The sequence below is a fragment of the Klebsiella sp. JB_Kp042 genome (assembly GCF_040065275.1).
Classification (GTDB): Bacteria; Pseudomonadota; Gammaproteobacteria; order Enterobacterales; family Enterobacteriaceae; genus Klebsiella; species Klebsiella quasipneumoniae.
In genome coordinates this window covers 1-18853 of sequence record NZ_JBEAJL010000030.1, presented here as the reverse complement: position 1 = coordinate 18853, position 18853 = coordinate 1, and the positions used below count along the sequence as shown (strand labels likewise).

Sequence of the window (18853 nt, the reverse complement as noted above, 5' to 3'; positions counted from 1 at the left end):
CGACTGGCCGCCCCCTGTGCGCTCCCTGCGCCATAAGGGACATAACGCAGAAGACGAACCGGGAGCGCAAACTACGCTGAAGCCACAGATAACATAAACAACCACACGGCAGTGCTTCCCCTCTCCAGGAAACAGTCCGGCTGGCGTTCAGGCCCGTGCAAGCGCAGCGCCGCCGGGCGAGACGCCAGGCGCAGTACCCGTGATGTTGCCGGGTGGCGGCTGCGCCTTACCCGGCCTACAAGTTCCTCTCACAGGCTCACACCCCGTAGGCCCGCGCAAGCGCAGCGCCGCCGGGCAACGACCGCCGGCACGAAGCCGCCTTTATGCCGGATGGCGGCTCACGCCTTATCCGGCCGACAACGACTGAACCCGCAGAAACATTTATCCGCTCCGCTATTCCAGCCGCCAGCTCAGTCTGTAGGCCCGCGCAAGCGCAGCGCCGCCGGGCAACGACCACCGGCACGAAGCCGCCTTTATGCCGGATAGCGGCTCACGCCTTGCCCAGCCGACAACGACTGAACCCGCAGAAGCATTTATCCGCTCCGCTATTCCAGCCGCCAGCTCAGCACCGGCCAGCCATATCCGGCACCGGCCGCCTGCAGCTGCGGACAGGGATTGACCAGCCGCACGCGATCCGCATGCAGGCACAGCGGCAGATCGTTAATGGAATCGGTGTAAAAAGTCACCTCGCCGTCATACTGCGGATGCGCCTCGCGCCACTGCGCCAGACGCGCCACCTTTCCCTGCTGATAGCTGGGGATCCCGGCAATCTCCCCGCTGTAGCCGCCGTCGACCATCGCCACGTCAATGCCCAGCGCCTGCTCAATCTCCAGCGCGGCGGCCACCGCCTGCACCAGCAGACTAACCGAGGCGGAGATAATCAGCATCGGCTCCCCCTCGGCCCGCAGACGACGAATCAGTTCCCACGCCTGCGGATAGACCCGGGGCAGGATCGCCTCGCGCACGCAGCGGGCCACCAGCGCGTCTACGTCCGATTTCGGTATTCCGGCCAGCGGCGCCTGGATCAGGGCCACATAATCGGCGATATTCATCTCTCCCCGGTCATAATCCGCCATCAGCCGCGCCTCGCGGGCAAGATACCCCTTCTGCGTCGCCAGCCCTTCGCGAACCATAAACTGGCTCCAGATCGTACTGCTATCGCCCTGTATCAGGGTGTTATCGAGATCGAAAATCGTCAGCGTGTTGCCCATGGTACCTTCCCTTACTGGTCAAAATAAGCTGCCGGGAGCATGCGTAAAAAAGATGACAGGAAAATGAACCGGACACCACCGCGCCCGGCTCGCCGTCAGCCGGCGCGGACCTTGCCGGTGCGGAACACCAGCACGATCCCGCCGACGATCGCCACCATACCGACCATCGCCGCCGCCGGCAGACGATTGCCCAGCAGCAGATAATCCAGCAGCGCCGTGATCGCTGGCACCAGATAAAAGAGGCTGGTGACATTGACGATATTCCCCGCGCTCAGCAGACGGTACAGCAGCAGCTGGGCGACCACCGAAATCAGCAGCCCGAGAAACAGCACCGGAATAATCAACCCGGCGTTAACGGTAAACCGGAAGCCGCTGACCGGGGCGATCAACAGGCACAGCCCCAGACTAACGGCATACTGCAGCGGCAGGACATCCGCCGGCGACTGGCGGCTGCGCTTTTGCCACAGCGCGCCAAAGGTCATCAGCAGCAGAGCCGCCAGCGCAAACAGGATCCCTGCCATCGCCATCGGCGACGCCGCCAGGCTGCGCCACACCAGCAACACCAGCCCCGCCAGGGCAATCAGCAGCCCCAGCAGCCGCCGCCCCTGCAGGCGGCGCTCCACCACGCAAAGCGTGAGGATGGGCTGGATCCCCATGATGGTGGCGATAAGCCCCGGCGTCACGCCGTTGGCCATCGCCTCGAAGTAACAGACCGAATAGCCGCCAATCAGCATCAGGCCGGTGGCCGCTGTCTGCAGGCGAGTGCCCGGCGCGGGCAGCCAGCGCCGACGGACGATGGCCAGCGGCGCCAGCGCGACCAGGGCAATCAGAAAACGAAAGACCAGCAGCGCCATCGGCGAGGCGTTGTCCAGTCCCCAGCGGGTAAAAATGGCCGCGCTGCCCCACAGCAGCACAAAGGTGGCCGTTGTCGCCTGCGAGGCGAGCAGAGAATAGCGAACGTGCATAGCATGCTCCCGAACGTCAAACACAAGGTATCAAGCGTCATACCGGCAGGTAAGCGCCTGGAAAGACGGCGTTAAGCGCCGAAAACAACCCGGTCTGGAGGGGGAGGCGGTGGGCAGAGCGTGGCGAAGCAATGATGAGGCGCAGACGTCATCCACCCAGCGTCGAAAGCGGCGCCGGGTAAAGTCTCGGTGGCGATGGCGTTATGCGTCATGGAATGCCTCGTGAGATGTTGATGACAGAATCCTGGCACAGGCTGTTGTGAAGTGACAACTGCCCTTTATGGCTGATCCATCCCATCGTTGTTTATTTTTAATCGTAAATAAACGTAAAGGCGGCATCAACTTATTTAGCCGTTCTTTTTAATCGGCTATAAAACAAAGCAGTCTGCTTGCTACTTCGAAAATAACGATATGAAGCCAAAACTGAAGCATGCTCTCTTGTTAATTCCTTTTTTGTTGTTGGCAGGATGCTCCTCCTCACCGAAACAGGCAAAACACACAAAATCTCATGCGGATATGACCATTGACGGCGGATCGGACGATCTGATCCCGGTGGTGGCGGCCCTGCATGACCAAATGCACACCTGGCAGGGAACCCCCTATGAATGGGGCGGGACTGAACAAAGCGGCGTCGACTGCTCGGGTTTCGTCTGGCGCACGCTGAAGGATCGCTTTAACCTGCCGATGGAGCGGATCACCACCCGCGAGCTGTTGCACATGGGCGTGCGGGTCAATAAGCGCGATTTACGTCCCGGCGATCTGGTTTTCTTCCGCACCCGGGCCGGTATGCACGTTGGCTTTTACGATACCGATCATAATTTCCTTCACGCCTCGAGCAGCCAGGGCGTGATGCGCTCTTCGCTGGACAACCCTTACTGGGAATCGGCGTTCTATCAGGCGCGTCGTCTGCCGAAGGAGTATAACGCGCAGATCACCATGAACAGCGACACCCTGCATCTGGCGAAGAACCGCCGCTAAAAAAAAGCCGCAGCCTGGGCTGCGGCGGGTGGTTCTGAAGTTGATCAGAACTGGTAGGTCATGCCCAGCGCGACGATGTCGTCATCGTTGATGCCGAGTTTGTTATCGCTTTTCAGCTGGTTGATTTTGTAATCCACGAAGGCGTTCATGTTTTTGTTGAAGTAGTAGGTCAGGCCCACGTCAATGTAGTTAACCAGATCTTCGCTCCCCACCCCTTCGATATCCTTCCCTTTCGACAGCACATAGCCGAGGGACGGACGCAGACCGAAGTCGAACTGATACTGCGCCACCGCTTCAAAGTTCTGCGCTTTGTTGGCAAAGCCGCCGCTGATCGGGGTCATCTTACGGGTTTCAGAGTACATGGTCGCCAGGTAGATGTTGTTGGCGTCATATTTCAGGCCGGTCGCCCAGGCTTCCGCTTTCGAACCCTGGCCGCGGGCCAGCAGGTTCTGATCGTTGGTACGGTCGGAGCTGGTGTAGGCCGCGCTGACGGCGAAGTCGCTGCCGCCGAAGTCATAGCTTAACGAGGTGCCAACGCCGTCGCCGTTCTGTTTCTTCGCTTCACGACCTTCGTTTTTACCCTGGTACTGCACGGTCATATCCAGGCCATCCACCAGACCGAAGAAGTCGGTGTTGCGGTAGGTCGCCAGACCGCTGGCGCGCTTGGTCATAAAGTTATCGGTCTGAGCAGAGGAATCGCCGCCGAATTCCGGGAACATATCGGTCCAGGCTTCCACGTCGTACAGGGCGCCAAGGTTACGACCATAATCGAAGGAGCCGTAGTTCTTCAGCTTCAGCCCGGCGAACGCCAGACGAGTCTTCTGGCTGGAGTCGCTCTCGGTTTTGTTACCGGAGAATTCAGATTCCCAACGGCCATAGCCGGTCAGGTCTTCGTTAATCTGCGTTTCGCCTTTAATACCGAAACGCACGTAGGTCTGATCGCCATCCTTGCTGTCATAGTCGCTGAAGTAATGCATGGCTTTGATCTTGCCGTACACATCCAGCTTGTTCGCGTTCTTATTATAAACTTCCGCTGCCTGCGTCGCCGTTGAAGCCACAAAGCCCATCATCATTAATGCCAGAGTACTCTTTTTCATTATTCAGTCCTGGTGATTTATTTATACGCGCTATTCAATTGCGGGCGCTCGCCCATCAAAAACAGGAGGTTTTTTAACGCCGGGAGATTAAATATTTATGACAAGGTGGAACTTTTTATAAAAAAGCGTATTTAAATGTATCTGACATATTTTTGTCATACTCCCTCTCCAGAATGCCCGATCCCGCGCAATAAAATGGCGCGCCCGCCGCCCCGGGTGTTGGCAAGCGGGCCGACTCCTGCTACAACATCAGCTCGATATCGATATTCCTTTTGAACGGCAGAGAATCATGAGTGAAAGCCAGACGCTGGTGGTAAAACTGGGCACCAGTGTTTTAACAGGCGGGTCCCGTCGCCTGAACCGCGCCCATATCGTCGAGCTCGTGCGCCAGTGCGCACAGCTGCACGCCATGGGACACCGTATTGTCATCGTGACCTCCGGGGCCATTGCCGCCGGGCGCGAGCACCTTGGTTACCCGGAACTGCCCGCCACCATCGCCTCCAAGCAGTTGCTGGCGGCGGTGGGACAAAGCCGTCTGATCCAGCTGTGGGAACAGCTGTTTTCTATCTATGGCATTCACGTTGGCCAGATGCTGCTGACCCGCGCCGACATGGAAGACAGAGAACGGTTCCTCAACGCCCGCGACACCCTGCGCGCCCTGCTGGATAACAGCATCGTCCCGGTCATTAACGAAAATGACGCCGTCGCCACCGCGGAAATCAAAGTGGGCGATAACGACAATCTCTCCGCGCTGGCCGCGATCCTCGCCGGGGCGGATAAGCTGCTGCTGTTAACCGACCAGCCTGGCCTGTTCACCGCCGACCCGCGCAGCAACCCGCAGGCGGAGCTGATTAAAGACGTCTACGGCATCGACGACGCGCTGCGCGCCATCGCCGGCGACAGCGTCTCCGGTCTCGGCACCGGCGGCATGGGCACCAAGCTGCAGGCCGCGGACGTCGCCTGCCGCGCGGGGATTGATACTATTATCGCCGCCGGCAACCGCCCGGACGTCATCGGCCACGCGATGGAAGGTCTGCCGGTAGGCACCTGCTTCCACGCGCAGGAGTCTCCGCTGGAGAACCGTAAGCGCTGGATCTTCGGCGCCCCGCCGGCCGGTGAACTCACTGTCGATGCGGGCGCGACCCAGGCGATCCTCGAACGAGGCAGCTCGCTGCTGCCAAAAGGCATCAAAATCGTCAGCGGCAACTTCTCCCGCGGCGAAGTGATCCGCATCCGCAATAGCGAAGGACGCGATATCGCGCACGGCGTCAGCCGCTACAACAGCGACGCGCTGCGCCTTATCGCCGGCCAGCACTCGCAGCAAATCGATGCCATTCTGGGCTACGAATACGGCCCGGTGGCCGTCCACCGCGATGATATGATCATCCGTTAAGGAGCTGAAAATGCTGGAACAAATGGGTATTGCCGCCAAAGCGGCCTCCTGGCAGCTGGCGTTACTCTCCAGCCGGGAAAAGAACCAGGTACTGGAAAAGATCGCCGATTATCTGGAAGCGCAGACCGACGATATTCTGCGCGCCAACGCGGAAGATTTAGCGGAAGCTCGCGCCAATGGTCTGAGTGAAGCGATGCTCGATCGCCTTGCGCTGACCCCGGCGCGTCTGAGCGGCATCGCCAGCGATGTGCGCCAGGTGTGCAATCTGGCCGACCCGGTCGGCCAGGTGATCGACGGCGGGCTGCTGGACAGCGGTCTGCGTATTGAACGTCGCCGCGTCCCGCTGGGGGTGATTGGCGTGATATATGAAGCGCGTCCCAACGTGACGGTCGACGTCGCCTCCCTGTGTCTGAAAACCGGCAACGCAGCGATCCTGCGCGGCGGGAAAGAGACCTGGCGCACCAACGCCGCCACGGTGAAGGTGATCCAGCAGGCGCTGCAGGAGTGCGGTCTGCCGGCCGCCGCGGTACAGGCTATCGAGAGCCCGGATCGCGCGCTGGTGGGGGAAATGCTGAAGATGGATAAATACATCGATATGCTGATCCCCCGCGGCGGCGCGGGCCTGCACAAGCTGTGCCGCGAGCAGTCAACGATCCCGGTGATCACCGGCGGGATTGGCGTGTGCCATATCTTCGTTGATGAAACCGCCGAGATCGCCCCTGCGCTGAAGATCATTGTCAACGCCAAGACCCAGCGGCCGAGCACCTGCAATACCGTGGAAACGCTGCTGGTACACCGCAACATCGCCGACACCTTCCTGCCGGCGTTAAGCAAGCAGATGGCCGAGAGCGGCGTCACCCTGCACGCCGCCCCCTCCGCCCTGCCCGCGCTGCAAAATGGCCCTGCAAAGGTCGAGCCGGTGAAAGCGGAGCAGTATGACGACGAGTATCTGTCGCTGGATCTGAACGTCAAAGTGGTGGCCGATATGGATGAGGCTATCGCCCATATCCGCGAGCATGGCACCCAGCACTCCGACGCCATCCTGACCCGGACCCTGCGTAACGCCAACCGCTTTATCAATGAAGTGGACTCTTCCGCGGTCTACGTGAACGCCTCCACGCGCTTCACCGACGGCGGCCAGTTCGGCCTCGGCGCGGAAGTGGCAGTTAGCACCCAGAAGCTGCACGCCCGCGGCCCGATGGGGCTGGAAGCGTTAACCACCTATAAGTGGATTGGTTTCGGCGACGATACCATTCGTGCGTAAATGAGAACGGGCGATGCAAAAATAGGCAGTTGATTCCACTGGCTATTGACGCATCGCCCGCTAAGTTCTAACCTTTTGCCTCGTGATTCACGCTCGTGAACACCTCTTGCAGGGCCGATATAGCTCAGTTGGTAGAGCAGCGCATTCGTAATGCGAAGGTCGTAGGTTCGACTCCTATTATCGGCACCATCTCAACTTCCCCAAACGTCCGTATTCATCCATAAAAACCATGATTTATAAAGATTTTACTGATTTTTAGTCCGTCATTGTCCGTAACCATCCAGTAGAATCCGATACTGAATGTGTATAGGATTGTGTATATGTTCCTGTTCGGTCTTGGATTCCTATACACATGCCTTTAAACGATATGCAGATTCGCCGCGCTAAGCCTGAAGCTAAAGCCTATACACTTGGAGATGGGCAAGGCTTGTCATTGCTTATAGAGCCTAATGGAAGCAAGAGCTGGCGGTTCCGCTATCGCTATGCCGGTAAGCCCAAAATGATCTCGCTTGGTGTGTATCCGACGATTACCCTTGCCGATGCTCGTTCTCGTCGCGACGATGCCCGAAAGCTGGTCGCGGAAGGAAAGAACCCGAGTGAAGTTCGAAAAGAGCAGAAGATTGCTTTGCAAACTGAATCCGAGAGCGCCTTCGAAAAGATAGCCAAAGAATGGCATCAGATGAAATCTTCCAAATGGTCGACGGGATATGCCTCAGACATTATGGAAGCATTTCAGAACGATATTTTCCCATACATTGGGGCAAGGCCTGTAGGAGAGATTAAACCGCTGGAACTGCTTAACGTGCTGCGTAAGATTGAGAAACGTGGCGCATTAGAGAAGATGCGCAAAGTGCGACAGCGTTGCTCGGAAGTTTTTCGCTATGCCATTGCTACGGGTAGAGCTGAGTTTAACCCTGCGGCAGATCTCTCCAGCGCCCTCGAAGTACATCAATCCAATCACTTCCCGTTTCTAAAAGCTGACGAGATACCAGGTTTTCTGTGTGCTTTAGAAGGTTATACCGGAAGTAGAATTGTCCAGATCGCTACGAAATTACTGATGATTACGGGCGTGAGAACCATAGAATTACGTGCGGCATTGTGGTCAGAATTTGATCTAGGTAACGCTATTTGGGAAATTCCTGCTGAAAGGATGAAAATGCGCAGGTCACATCTTGTGCCATTGTCGACTCAGGCGTTAGATTTACTCAATGAACTGAAGATCATGACAGGGAACTATCGTTATGTTTTTCCGGGGCGGAACGATCCGAACAAACCAATGAGTGAAGCAAGTATAAATCAGGTTATCAAAAGAATCGGCTATGCCGGGAGGCTCACTGGACATGGGTTTAGACACACAATGTCGACTATCCTACATGAGCACGGTTTCAACAGCACGTGGATTGAAATTCAGTTGGCCCATGTGGATAAAAATATGATTCGGGGTACCTACAATCATGCAGTATATTTATCAATGCGGAAAGATATGATGGCATGGTATTCCGATTATATATTCAACTCTTAGGGTTACATATTGCTTTCATAATATGTAATTCATTAATTTCATCACAGCAAGAGCATATATTAAGAGAAGATTATGAATAATTCAATTGAGGCAGCATTATTTGATCTGGACAATACATTGGTTAATACTAACTCATTGAAAGAATACAGGGAGAACTCTAAGGATAAAAGACTTACAATAGATGAATTGAATACAACAAAGTTGTATCCTAAAACAAAAACAGTTTTGGAGTCTTTCAAGGATTCAAATATTTTGATGGCAGTAGTAACAAACTCTCCTAAACAGTATGCATTAGATATACTTAATCATCATGGAATTAGTCATTACTTTAAAACAATAGTTACTTATAACGATGTTGGCCCCGGAGGGATAAAACCATCACCACAGGGCATAAACTTAGCATTAAGCAACTTGAATCTAACAAATAGAAATAACGTTTTATTTATTGGTGATGATGCCAAGGACATTAATGCATCCTATGCGGCGGGAGTGAAGCCTATTACCCCAGCTTGGGCATCTAAAGATTTTATAGGGCAAATGCCTGCTGCAATGATTAGTACTAGATGCCTCAGCGAGGAGGTTGATAATTTCAACCATATTGATTTGATTGCAGATAGATGTGCTAATTTTAATTCATTTGATATTGATAAGAAATGGCTTTTTTTCATTCCCATGGATAAAGATGGAAATATAGGGGCGATAAAGAAAAGCGAGATTAATTTCCTTTGCTTAGGACGTTACTTTAGTCAAAAAAACACACTCACTGCAAAAATCCATGAAAATCATACCCTTTCCAAAGAGATCTATAGAAAGGAGCTTGAGCCGAAATATGTCGCCCCTGAGTATTGGGTTGATCTTCTTTCTTATTTTGTAGATAAAACTCCCGCATACTTTTTTGAAGATAATTCAGTTTTTGATATTGTTACTGTCATACCTGCAAAGAAAGGTAAAAACAGACGATTAGAGAACCTTCTGAGTCGAATAAGTCGAAACTCTAAAAATAATCGCACTCAATATATTTCGGACTTATTCTATTTTTCAGAAGATGCTAAAAGTCTAAAAACCATGGGGAGAGATGAAAGGGCGAGTGAGATACAAAGCAACCTTCACTTCAACTCTAAATATGAAAATCGAATTCAATCATCAAAGATATTGATAATTGATGATGTAATAACCACAGGTTCGACTTTAAAAGGTGCTCAATCATTACTGGAAACGATGAATCCAGAAAGGGTATTGTCAATATCGTTAGCTAAAACGGTTAGTATTAGTGAGGACATGCATATTTGTGATAAATGTGGGAAATTAATGCGTGTTATGCGTAATAAAAAGTCTGGGCAACATTTTTTAGGTTGCACGGGTTTTTTTGATACTCCTCAATGTAAAAACACCAAAAGCATAGATTAAAAAAACAAAGCGCGTGTTTGCTTTATACTTTATAACAGGCGCTTTATTTATTATCTTGGATGATTTATAATGCATATAACTTTTTTTATTTCTAAGGGTGCTGAATGAAAACTGTATCTCCTGATACTGAAAAGCTTTTAGCGATTAAATATTTAAAAGGTATTGGTGAAAAAACAATATCATCTTTGCATGCAATTAAAGACTTCTCCGATCTTTCCGTTGATGAAATATTAAGGTTATATCTAAACAAGAAAGATGCTTATAGTGATTCAGATATACGTCAGGCTGTAGAATTGGCAAAACAGCAGAGCGATATAGCACATAAAAAAGGGCATTTCATAATATCATTTTTTGATGATACTTATCCTTTGAACTTAAAGAACGCCAATCATTCTGCACCTATACTTTTTTGTAGTGGTGATATAAGTTGCCTCAAGAATGATAATCTGACTGTAATTGGAACTAGGGAACCTACAGAGCATGGTATAGTAATTGCCAAGAGAGTTACGGAATGGTTTGTCAAAAAAGGCTGGGCGATAGTTAGTGGATTAGCCTTAGGGATTGATAGCATCGCGCACACCACCTGTATAGATAGTGGCGGTAAAACAATTGCAGTATTAGCTCATGGCCTTGAAAAAGTCTATCCTGCAAAAAACAAAGAACTAGCTAAAAGAATTGTAGATAATGGTGGTTTGTTAATATCTGAATACCCTTACAATTCATTTGTCGGAAAATCTAATTTCGTTGATCGAGATGCTATTCAAGCAGCAGTTTCGTCAGGAGTTGTATTGATTCAGACAGGGGTTTCTGGTGGTAGTTTACATGCATCAAGATCTTCACTTTTACTGAATCGTCCATTGATTGTTGTGGGCCAATCAAAAACAGACATTAAAAATCGTGAGCAAAAAGCTAGCGGTAATATAGCTTTATTAACCTCAAATTATGAGGACGTAAAAAAAATACTACGTCTTAATAGATATGATCAACATATGTTATGGCCACTTCATGACAGTAACCAGTATGAAATTATCAATACCAAGTTACTCGAATTGTTGAAAAGATTTAAAAACAACGATGACACAATTAATAAAAATATAGGATTAGACTTTTAAATCTGACAAGTTTTCGTATTTAGAGGTGTTTGATAAACTGACCACATTTTCTATCTCACCGAAACTGGTACGCAATGTCCTCCCTGCCACGCCTGCCCGTTTCGTGGGGAAAATTTAATGCTCATGTTTTAACACGGTCAGGCTGTACTCGAACCAATGCGTCGGGAGAACTCATTTACCAAGTAGTATGTAAGCGGCACCATGACCAATAACATTAACAACCAAATGACCGAATTCGCTCCTCCTCCGGGCGGCCTTTTCCTGCACTCATCCTGACCGTCTCAGAGGCTCACCACGCTCTCGAACATCGCCGCACCATCCACCAACACTCCCGCGAACCCACGCGGCGCAGCGATGCGCTCAGGCCGCGAAATTAAATATCATTAAATAAATACTTTACCGCTGGCGCGCAGTGCTTTCCCCGCCTCGCCTGCCCGCTTCGTGGGTCGGTTTTCATGCAGGTGCATGGACAGTCTCAGGCCGCGCCGGGACAGGGCAGCGAAGGGAGTGACGGGACGGGAAAGCGCATGCAAAACCATGCACCCTGTGGATGCATGGCTTAATTCGGGAAAAATAGCGGTATTTTCGGGGATTTTTGCGGGACTACCTGCCGGCCAGTTCCGTGCGCCGGCGGGCATAAATCAGGCTCTGTGCGGGGGTGTATTTTTCCTGATTATCCACCCGCGAAGCCGCGTCAGGCCTGAATCCGATGGCCGTTAAAATATCACTGTCTTCTGCCGCATAATTAATTTCTTCACCGGTACTCAGCCACACGGACAGGGCTTCCCTCAGGTAATGCGCCGAACGGTCGAGCGCATGGCCGGTCAGGAGTGCGGGCTGCTGGCTGAGTCCCATCAGTTCCGGGGCAAGCGTGGCGGCCAGCTCTGTCCCGTGCGCCTGCATAAAGTCATTCAGCCGGTTGCGGATACTGATGCGCTGTACCGATTCATGGGAGCGGATATAGCGCCCGGCGGCCTGATTTATCTCCCATTTTTTGACATCGATAATGTCGCGCAGTGTCTGCATTCTGCCCGGTATACGCTCATCCCCGGCCAGCACCTGTTCCTGATATTCCTGCTCGGCGGCCGCCAGTTCGGCTTTACGGTTCAGCCAGGCGGTTTCGTTCTTCTGACAGGCTTCAAAGGCCTGCTGCAGCGTAAGGGTGGTCATGGTCAGTTCTCCCCTGATTAATGGCGGTATGGCGAGCTGTAGCAGTCCTGCACTTTACGGGGTGCCGGGGGTGTGACCGGCTCCGCGACAGGCGGCGTTTTCTCCGCCGGAGGCCGGATAACCTCGTCGATGGCTTCGATGGTGCGAAACGTCGCCGAGCACTCAATATTGGTGCACTGGTGATAGCGCTGTTTGACGTTCTCCGACAGATAGCGGGAGGTGCGGGCATGCGCCGACTTTTTGCAGAACGGACAGTGCATCATGGCAGCAGCCCCCGCGCTTTCAGGTCAGTCTCGCGCTGACGGATTTTCTCCTGCCAGACTTTACGCTCGCCGGGTGTGCTGGCGGCGTCGTGGTCCATGTGCGGAAGCGCGACGGCCGGGAAGCCGGTCAGGGAGAGCACCGGCTCATCCGCTGGCGTGACGGAGAAGGCGCTCACTTTCCCGGTCAGGAAGGTCACCACCTGATGCATGACCTCTTTCTCCGGCTCGGTGTACCCCTGATGGCCAATGGTGTTGGCCAGCGGATTTTCCATCACCTCTGCTTTCAGCACCATCGCCCGGACCAGTGGCCCGAGGGTGTCATTCAGCGCGCGGTTAAGCTCTTCCTCAGCGTATTTACTCAGCACAGCATGATGCGCCTGGCGGAATGCTCGCGCGGTGCTGTTGCAGGTGGCTTTCAGCTGGTCACGTTCAAAGGCCAGCACTTCGGTCAGGTTGTGGCATTCCTGCGCCAGCTCCCGGCGGGCCACTCGCTCGATATGGCCGCTTTTCAGCTCATCGGTCAGCATGGCACCCCCGGCACGGAAAGCGGCGCGCCATGTGCGGGTGTCGCTGCCGTTGTCCTGCTCCAGCGCCGCTTTCTGCTCCTCCGCGCGGGTAATGGCCGTCAGGGTGTCCTCCATCCGGCGGGCCTGTTCAAGATGGGCTTCTCGGGCTGCGGCCAGTCGCTCCAGCGCCGGTTTCAGGTAATCAGGGATAAAGGGGGTGTCGGTCATGGCAGGTTTCCTCGTGATTTCAACATGAGGTGATTCTGCCGGGGCACACACAACAACACGACCTGTTGCGGTTGTGGCAGTTCTGGCACAAACAAGACGTCAAAACCCGGCTTGCCAGAGAAAGGTCTCAGGAAAAGCATACTCACCGTTTATTTTTTTACATATAACTGTTCACTACTGTTCACTTTAAATAAAAGAATAAGTAATACAGTAAGTTAAGTGGTGAACAGTTGAGGTCAGAAGTGTTCACCGACTGTTCACTACTGTTCACCTTTCTGTTTTGACGAAACTTTGCTTGCTTAGTCTTTTTTGCGATTAAAAAATAAATATATATAAATAAAAGTAATCATCGGTTTGCCATCAATTGCCAACGATTGCCAACAGTTGCCAGTGTTTTCCACTTTCAAAAAATCAATATGTTGTGTGGTCGGACACAACAAAAAGACTTGTTGCCCTCAGGGAAAATATTCACAAAATAGAGAGCTACCCGAGGCCGGACGGACACGACCGGCACTGTATGGACTTTATGAGGTAGCCCGATGCACACCGCTTTTTCTTCCCCGTCTTCTGCCCCTGCCGCGCCGCTGATGCCGGTTTCTGATACCGTTCCGGAGCGCTTTATCCGCCTGCCCGAAGTGATGCATCTGTGCGGTCTGTCCCGCTCCACGATTTACGACCTCATCAGCCGGGAGGCTTTCCCGAAACAAATCTCGCTTGGGGGAAAAAACGTGGCGTGGGCGCAGTCGGAAATCACCGGGTGGATGGCCGACCGTATCGCCGAACGCAACCGGGGCTATGACGCATGATGATGCCCGTTCCGCAAAAAGCCCCCTTTTTCTGGCTTGCTTCCTTTCGCCGTTTCCAGGTATAGTTTTCTCGCTGTCGCAAAATCGGCAGCCGGGCGTAGGAACCCGAGTTACTTATTGGCGACAACAGACGCGCCATGCGTCTTTTTTTACGTCGTTGCTCAGGCACACCCATTTTTCGGGCTGTGGTGCTTATTCCATAGCCCCTGTCAGATAATGGTGGTCCGGGCGGGGCAGCCTTCGGGCTGGCCGGTTTCCAATAAGGCCGGTATTCCTACCCCCGTTCGGGTCACCACCCATGAGCGTAGGAACTCCGGTGGTGGCAATTACCGCTACTTATTGGAGGTTGCCCCTATGGCTACGACCCTCACCCCGTCACACCCGCAGTTTGTCTTTGTGTTTGCCGCCGTCCGTCGCGCAGACCGTCAGCCCCGTATCTGCATGCTCCGCGCTGTCGCCGGGGATGAACACACCGCACGCCTTTCCCTCGTCCGCGATTACGTCCTCTCGTTTGCCGGTCGTCTGCCGGTGGCGGAGGTGCGCGCATGAGACACTCCACGATTACTGCCCGTGACCTCGAATGCCTTGAGCATATGCGCAATGTCGGCCAGCTCGTCAGCGACCTGATGCAGGTGCAGGACTGTACCTCCCTGCGTCGTGACCCGACTCAGCAGTTACAGCTCACCTCCGTGATTTACCTGATGACCGCCCAGCTCAACGGCGTGGTCGAACGCTGCAACCACCGCTGGTTCACCGGGGAGGGCAATGTATGAAAACGCCTCTGCCGCCCGTATTGCGTGCCGCCCTGTATCGCCGCGCTGTCGCCTGCGCCTGGCTGACCCTGTGCGAACGTCAGCACCGCTATCCCCACCTCACCCTCGACGCGCTGGAAAGCGCCATCGCCGCCGAGCTGGAGGGCTTCTACCTGCGCCAGCACGGCGAGGAAAAAGGCCGTCTGATTGCCTGTGCGCTGCTGGAAGATTTGATGCAGGCCGGGCCGCTGAAAGCCGCCCCGTCGCTGTCCTTCCTCGGGCTCGCCGTGATGGATGAGCTCTGCGCCCGCCATATCACATCGCCTGTACTGCACTGAGGGAGAGAAAAACCATGAAAATGAACGTAACGGACACGGTAAAACAGGCGTGCGGCCACTGGCCGCGCATTCTCCCGGCGCTGGGCATGAAAGTGATAAAAAACCGGCCTCAGGCGTGCCCGATTTGTGGCGGTGATGCCCGTAGCGACCGCTTTCGCTTTGATGACCAGGAAGGGCGCGGCACATGGTACTGCAACCGGTGCGGCGCCGGTGACGGCCTGAAACTGGTTGAGAAGGTGTTCGGCATATCGGCACCTGAGGCCGCCCGGAAGGTGAACGCCGTCACCGGCCACCTGCCGCCGGTAGCCCCGGAGGTGATTGCAGCCACAGACGCCGGAACGGAGGTCGACCGCAAAGCAGCGGCCGCGCTGGCCGTCAGACTGCTGGAGAAAACCCGCCCGGCCACCGGCAACGCCTACCTGACCCGCAAGGGCTTTGCCGGTCGTGAGTGTCTGACGCTGACCACGTCGCACAAAACCGGGGGCGTGGCCTACCGCGCCGGTGATGTGGTGGTGCCGCTGTATGACGGGACCGGCGCGCTGGTTAACCTCCAGTTCATTAACGCTGAGGGGCTCAAGCGCACCCTGAAGGGCGGGCAGGTCAAAGGGGCATGCCACACCTTCGAAGGGCAGAAACAGGCGGGAAAACGCCTCTGGATAGCGGAGGGCTATGCGACGGCCCTTACCGTGCATCACCTGACCGGGGAAACCATCATGGTGGCGCTGTCGTCCGTGAACCTTCTTTCTCTGGCGAGCCTGGCCCGTCAGAAACACCCGGCCTGTCAGATTATCCTCGCCGCTGACCGTGACCTGAACGGCACCGGCCAGAACAAAGCCACCGCAGCCGCTCAGGCCTGTGAGGGCATTGTCGCCCTGCCGCCGGTATTTGGTGACTGGAATGATGCGATGATGCTGAAAGGTGAGGACGCCACGCGGAAAGCCATTTATGCCGCCATCCGGCCAGCGGCACAAAGCCCCTTCGACACCATGAGCGAGGCGGAATTTACCGCCATGAGCGCCAGCGATAAGGCAATGCGAGTGCATGATCATTACGGCGAAGCGCTGGCCGTGGATGCCAACGGCCAGCTCCTGTCCCGCTATGAAAACGGCATCTGGAAGGTAATTCCGCCGTCTGACTTTGCCCGCGATGTGGCCGGGCTGTTTCAGCGCCTGCGCGCCCCGTTCTCATCGGGGAGAATTGCGTCGGTGGTGGAAACCCTGAAACTGATTATTCCCCAGCAGGAGGCACCGGCACGCCGTCTGATTGGTTTTCGCAACGGGGTGCTCGATACCCAAAGCGGGATATTCAGCCCGCACAGCAAATCGTACTGGCTGCGCACCCTGTGTGACGTGGATTTTACCCCGCCGGTGGAAGGGGAAACGCTGGAAACCCACGCGCCGAACTTCTGGCGCTGGCTCGACCGGGCGGCCAGCCACAACCCGACAAAACGTAACGTGATTCTGGCTGCGCTGTTTATGGTGCTGGCGAACCGCTACGACTGGCAGCTCTTTCTCGAAGTGACCGGCCCCGGCGGCAGCGGGAAAAGTATCCTCGCCGAAATCGCCACGATGCTGGCCGGAGAGGATAACGCCACGTCGGCGGATATCGACACGCCGGAAGACCCGCGCAAGCGCGCCTCCCTGATTGGTTTCTCGCTCATTCGTCTGCCTGACCAGGAGAAATGGAGCGGTGACGGTGCCGGACTCAAGGCCATTACCGGTGGCGATGCGGTCTCCGTTGACCCGAAATACCAGAACCCGTACTCGACGCATATTCCGGCGGTGATTCTGGCCGTGAACAACAACCCGATGCGCTTCACCGACCGCAGCGGCGGCGTGTCACGTCGCCGGGTGATTATCCACTTCCCGGAGCAGATAGCCCCGGAGGAGCGCGACCCGCAGCTCAGGGATAAAATCGCCCGCGAGCTGGCCGTGATTGTGCGCCAGTTAATGCAGCAGTTCAGCGACCCGATGAGTGCCCGCGCGCTGCTCCAGTCGCAGCAGAACTCCGATGAGGCGCTCAGCATCAAACGCGACGCTGACCCGACCTTTGATTTTTGCGGCTATCTGGAGGCACTGCCGGAGCCGGACGGGATGTATATGGGGAACGCCAACATTATCCCGCGCCAGCCGCGCCTGTATCTGTATCACGCCTATCTGGTGTATATGGAGGCCCACGGCTACAGGAATGCACTCAGCCTGACCATGTTTGGCAAGGGGCTCTCAGCCATGCTGAAAGAGTACGGTCTGAATTACGATAAACGCCGCACAAATCAGGGCATGCAGACCAACCTCGCCCTCAGGGAGGAAAGCAACGCCGACTGGCTGCCGAAGTGTGACGAACCCACAGCAACATAACCCACCCGGACCGGCAATGCCGGTCTTTTTTATGTCTAAATCGGCAAAGTGAGAAACGGAGGATCGCCATCTAGTAATTGCTATCAATTGATCAAGTGATTAATATTATTTTGATTCTTGTTGAGGGGGATTGAGAACGTGGATTACTTTTATATTGTCACACGTGTATTTGACAAAATTAATAGTTAACGAATCAATTTCTTTATGGGAAATGTTTATTAAATTACTTGATAGTAACCCTATTCGAATCGATTACGAGAAGCTCAATGATTAAGGAGAGCAATGATGAATAATGGTGATGACAGAATCAACCAAGAGTGGATAGCACTGAACGCAATAAGAGGCATGGTAAAAATCGCTTCAAAAGGTAGCATGAGTAAATCTACATATGACAATGCGTTAGATTTAGGAGGAGTTCTTTATCCTGAGCTACTCGGTCCTGACAATAGCCTTTTAAGACGGGAGCGTGAGAGTGATACAACTAAGGAATATCGTCAAAAAGCTGAACTCAGGTCTATAAAAAATGAGCTTCCTATTACTGCGCTGGAACTTGTTTTGACGGACATTGAAGATTACGAATCACTCATATCAATAGCTAAAAAAAATAGAGGTGATAAACAAAAAACCGATCAACTCAAGAGGAGGTTGGCTCAGCTTTTAAAAGCAAAATCTGAACTGGAGATAAAATCCCACTCTGAAAATCAACTAATTTTTAGAGATGCTTATAATGCCGAAAGAAATCTCCCTGAATTATCTAAAGGACATGCTTATAAAGACTTTGAATTACCCGATGGTAATTATCTAAGGCTTCGCGTGCTACATCCAGATAGACCTGAGCATATTACTGGCGCAGATATAATATATGAGAGGCATAATGAGAAGTCGGGGAAGATAAGTGTGGTCATTGTTCAGTACAAAATATGGGAGGATAAAAAGTTATACATATCAGATAGTAGAATGAGAGAGCAAATAGATAAAATGAGAAAATTTACGTGTGGAAATAATATTTGTTCTGTTCAAGAAGGAGATAATACTTATAGATTCCCTTGTTGCGCAGGATTCTTGAGACCAACTGACAAGTTGCAACATGCAGATCAAAAATTCATTTCCACAGGCGAACACCTACCTATCTGTAGAATAAATGACTGCAAATCAAAAGGAAAGCAAGGTGGTGAATTACTTGAATATGATAAAGTAAAAGAAGTGTCTCTTTCCGCTGAGCTATTTGAAGAACTATTTAATAGAGGAAAGGTCGGCTCTAGAGAACTATCACGTGATGAGTTGGAAGTATTGTATAAGAATGCTTCTGTTATCGATGCACATGACACAGTCGTCATCTACGCACAGGAATTTTAAATGTCGACTCAAATGTATGCAGGTACATTTTTCTATTTACATGAAAAAAATTGAGAACAGTACTTATATCTATGTAAGCGTACAGCGAGAACCGTATTGACGGGGATGTGTTATTCAGTTGGCAGTGT

General features: G+C 53.2%; 18 protein-coding genes, 1 tRNA gene and 1 pseudogene. 14 read left to right on the top strand and 6 right to left on the bottom strand.

Translation table 11 applies throughout. The annotated features are described in order from the left end of the window. Window positions 1–545: 545 nt before the first annotated feature. A complete protein-coding gene (locus ABLV54_RS11380) occupies window positions 546–1211 on the bottom strand; it encodes an HAD family hydrolase (RefSeq protein WP_049014147.1) in 666 nt (221 codons plus the stop codon). Window positions 1212–1306: 95 nt separating this feature from the next. Continuing rightward, a complete protein-coding gene (locus tag ABLV54_RS11375; protein WP_050533118.1) occupies window positions 1307–2176 on the bottom strand; it encodes a DMT family transporter in 870 nt (289 codons plus the stop codon). 411 nt (window positions 2177–2587) lie between these two features. Between ABLV54_RS11375 and ABLV54_RS11370 the strand changes: the two genes are divergently transcribed. Beyond that, window positions 2588–3154 carry an NlpC/P60 family protein gene (locus ABLV54_RS11370; RefSeq protein ID WP_044521172.1) on the top strand — a complete coding sequence of 189 codons (567 nt, stop codon included), beginning with the start codon at window positions 2588–2590 and terminating at the stop codon, window positions 3152–3154. 44 nt (window positions 3155–3198) lie between these two features. On the opposite strand, the gene phoE is transcribed toward ABLV54_RS11370, so the two are convergent. After that, entirely contained in the window at window positions 3199–4251 is a 1053-nt protein-coding gene (gene phoE, locus ABLV54_RS11365) for a phosphoporin PhoE (protein ID WP_348814123.1), read from the bottom strand. Window positions 4252–4540: 289 nt separating this feature from the next. On the opposite strand from phoE, the gene proB reads away from it, so the two are divergent. The 6 genes from proB (at window position 4541) to ABLV54_RS11335 (ending at window position 10949) form a co-directional block, all read left to right on the top strand. Next, window positions 4541–5644 carry a glutamate 5-kinase gene (proB, locus tag ABLV54_RS11360; protein ID WP_008805306.1) on the top strand — a complete coding sequence of 368 codons (1104 nt, stop codon included), beginning with the start codon at window positions 4541–4543 and terminating at the stop codon, window positions 5642–5644. A gap of 10 nt (window positions 5645–5654) precedes the next feature. After that, on the top strand, window positions 5655–6908 hold the full coding sequence (gene proA, locus ABLV54_RS11355) for a glutamate-5-semialdehyde dehydrogenase (protein ID WP_004147253.1): 1254 nt from the start codon (window positions 5655–5657) through the stop codon (window positions 6906–6908). Between the two features lie 113 nt (window positions 6909–7021). Beyond that, window positions 7022–7097: transfer RNA gene (locus ABLV54_RS11350), tRNA-Thr, on the top strand. A gap of 163 nt (window positions 7098–7260) precedes the next feature. Then, the gene (locus ABLV54_RS11345; protein ID WP_130957035.1) at window positions 7261–8430 is read left to right on the top strand and encodes an integrase arm-type DNA-binding domain-containing protein; all 1170 of its coding nucleotides are present in this window, start codon (window positions 7261–7263) and stop codon (window positions 8428–8430) included. Window positions 8431–8502: 72 nt separating this feature from the next. Continuing rightward, window positions 8503–9837: an HAD hydrolase-like protein gene (locus ABLV54_RS11340; RefSeq protein WP_130957036.1), complete on the top strand. Its 1335-nt coding sequence runs from the start codon at window positions 8503–8505 to the stop codon at window positions 9835–9837. A 104-nt stretch (window positions 9838–9941) separates the two neighbouring features. Beyond that, window positions 9942–10949 carry a DNA-processing protein DprA gene (locus ABLV54_RS11335; RefSeq protein WP_130957037.1) on the top strand — a complete coding sequence of 336 codons (1008 nt, stop codon included), beginning with the start codon at window positions 9942–9944 and terminating at the stop codon, window positions 10947–10949. Between the two features lie 603 nt (window positions 10950–11552). On the opposite strand, the gene ABLV54_RS11330 is transcribed toward ABLV54_RS11335, so the two are convergent. Genes ABLV54_RS11330 through ABLV54_RS11320 form a run of 3 tightly spaced genes read right to left on the bottom strand, consistent with a single transcriptional unit; the run spans window position 11553 to window position 13116 of the window. After that, on the bottom strand, window positions 11553–12119 hold the full coding sequence (locus ABLV54_RS11330; protein WP_176232597.1) for a phage polarity suppression protein: 567 nt from the start codon (window positions 12117–12119) through the stop codon (window positions 11553–11555). Between the two features lie 17 nt (window positions 12120–12136). Beyond that, complete coding sequence (locus ABLV54_RS11325; protein WP_176232598.1) at window positions 12137–12382, bottom strand: ogr/Delta-like zinc finger family protein; 246 nt, start codon at window positions 12380–12382, stop codon at window positions 12137–12139. After that, the gene (locus ABLV54_RS11320) at window positions 12379–13116 is read right to left on the bottom strand and encodes a glycoprotein 3 (protein ID WP_176232599.1); all 738 of its coding nucleotides are present in this window, start codon (window positions 13114–13116) and stop codon (window positions 12379–12381) included. Before ABLV54_RS11320 ends, ABLV54_RS11325 begins: the two co-directional genes overlap by 4 nt. Before the next feature lie 539 nt (window positions 13117–13655). Here ABLV54_RS11320 and ABLV54_RS11315 point away from each other — a divergent pair. The 7 genes and pseudogenes from ABLV54_RS11315 to ABLV54_RS11285 all read left to right on the top strand — a co-directional run bounded on the left by ABLV54_RS11315 (window position 13656) and on the right by ABLV54_RS11285 (window position 18725). Continuing rightward, window positions 13656–13922: an AlpA family transcriptional regulator gene (locus ABLV54_RS11315; protein ID WP_015585920.1), complete on the top strand. Its 267-nt coding sequence runs from the start codon at window positions 13656–13658 to the stop codon at window positions 13920–13922. Window positions 13923–13958: 36 nt separating this feature from the next. After that, a pseudogene (locus tag ABLV54_RS11310) lies at window positions 13959–14252 on the top strand (ash family protein); the annotation flags it as partial. A gap of 24 nt (window positions 14253–14276) precedes the next feature. After that, complete coding sequence (locus tag ABLV54_RS11305) at window positions 14277–14471, top strand: host cell division inhibitor Icd-like protein (protein WP_044348463.1); 195 nt, start codon at window positions 14277–14279, stop codon at window positions 14469–14471. Further along, the gene (locus tag ABLV54_RS11300; protein ID WP_032413983.1) at window positions 14468–14695 is read left to right on the top strand and encodes a hypothetical protein; all 228 of its coding nucleotides are present in this window, start codon (window positions 14468–14470) and stop codon (window positions 14693–14695) included. The genes ABLV54_RS11305 and ABLV54_RS11300 overlap by 4 nt, the downstream gene beginning before the upstream one ends. Continuing rightward, on the top strand, window positions 14692–15012 hold the full coding sequence (locus tag ABLV54_RS11295) for a DUF5375 domain-containing protein (protein ID WP_004185276.1): 321 nt from the start codon (window positions 14692–14694) through the stop codon (window positions 15010–15012). The genes ABLV54_RS11300 and ABLV54_RS11295 overlap by 4 nt, the downstream gene beginning before the upstream one ends. A 14-nt stretch (window positions 15013–15026) precedes the next feature. Further along, on the top strand, window positions 15027–17369 hold the full coding sequence (locus tag ABLV54_RS11290) for a primase-like DNA-binding domain-containing protein (protein ID WP_348814118.1): 2343 nt from the start codon (window positions 15027–15029) through the stop codon (window positions 17367–17369). Window positions 17370–17651: 282 nt separating this feature from the next. Then, a complete protein-coding gene (locus ABLV54_RS11285) occupies window positions 17652–18725 on the top strand; it encodes a hypothetical protein (RefSeq protein ID WP_207305190.1) in 1074 nt (357 codons plus the stop codon). Window positions 18726–18853: the final 128 nt, after the last annotated feature.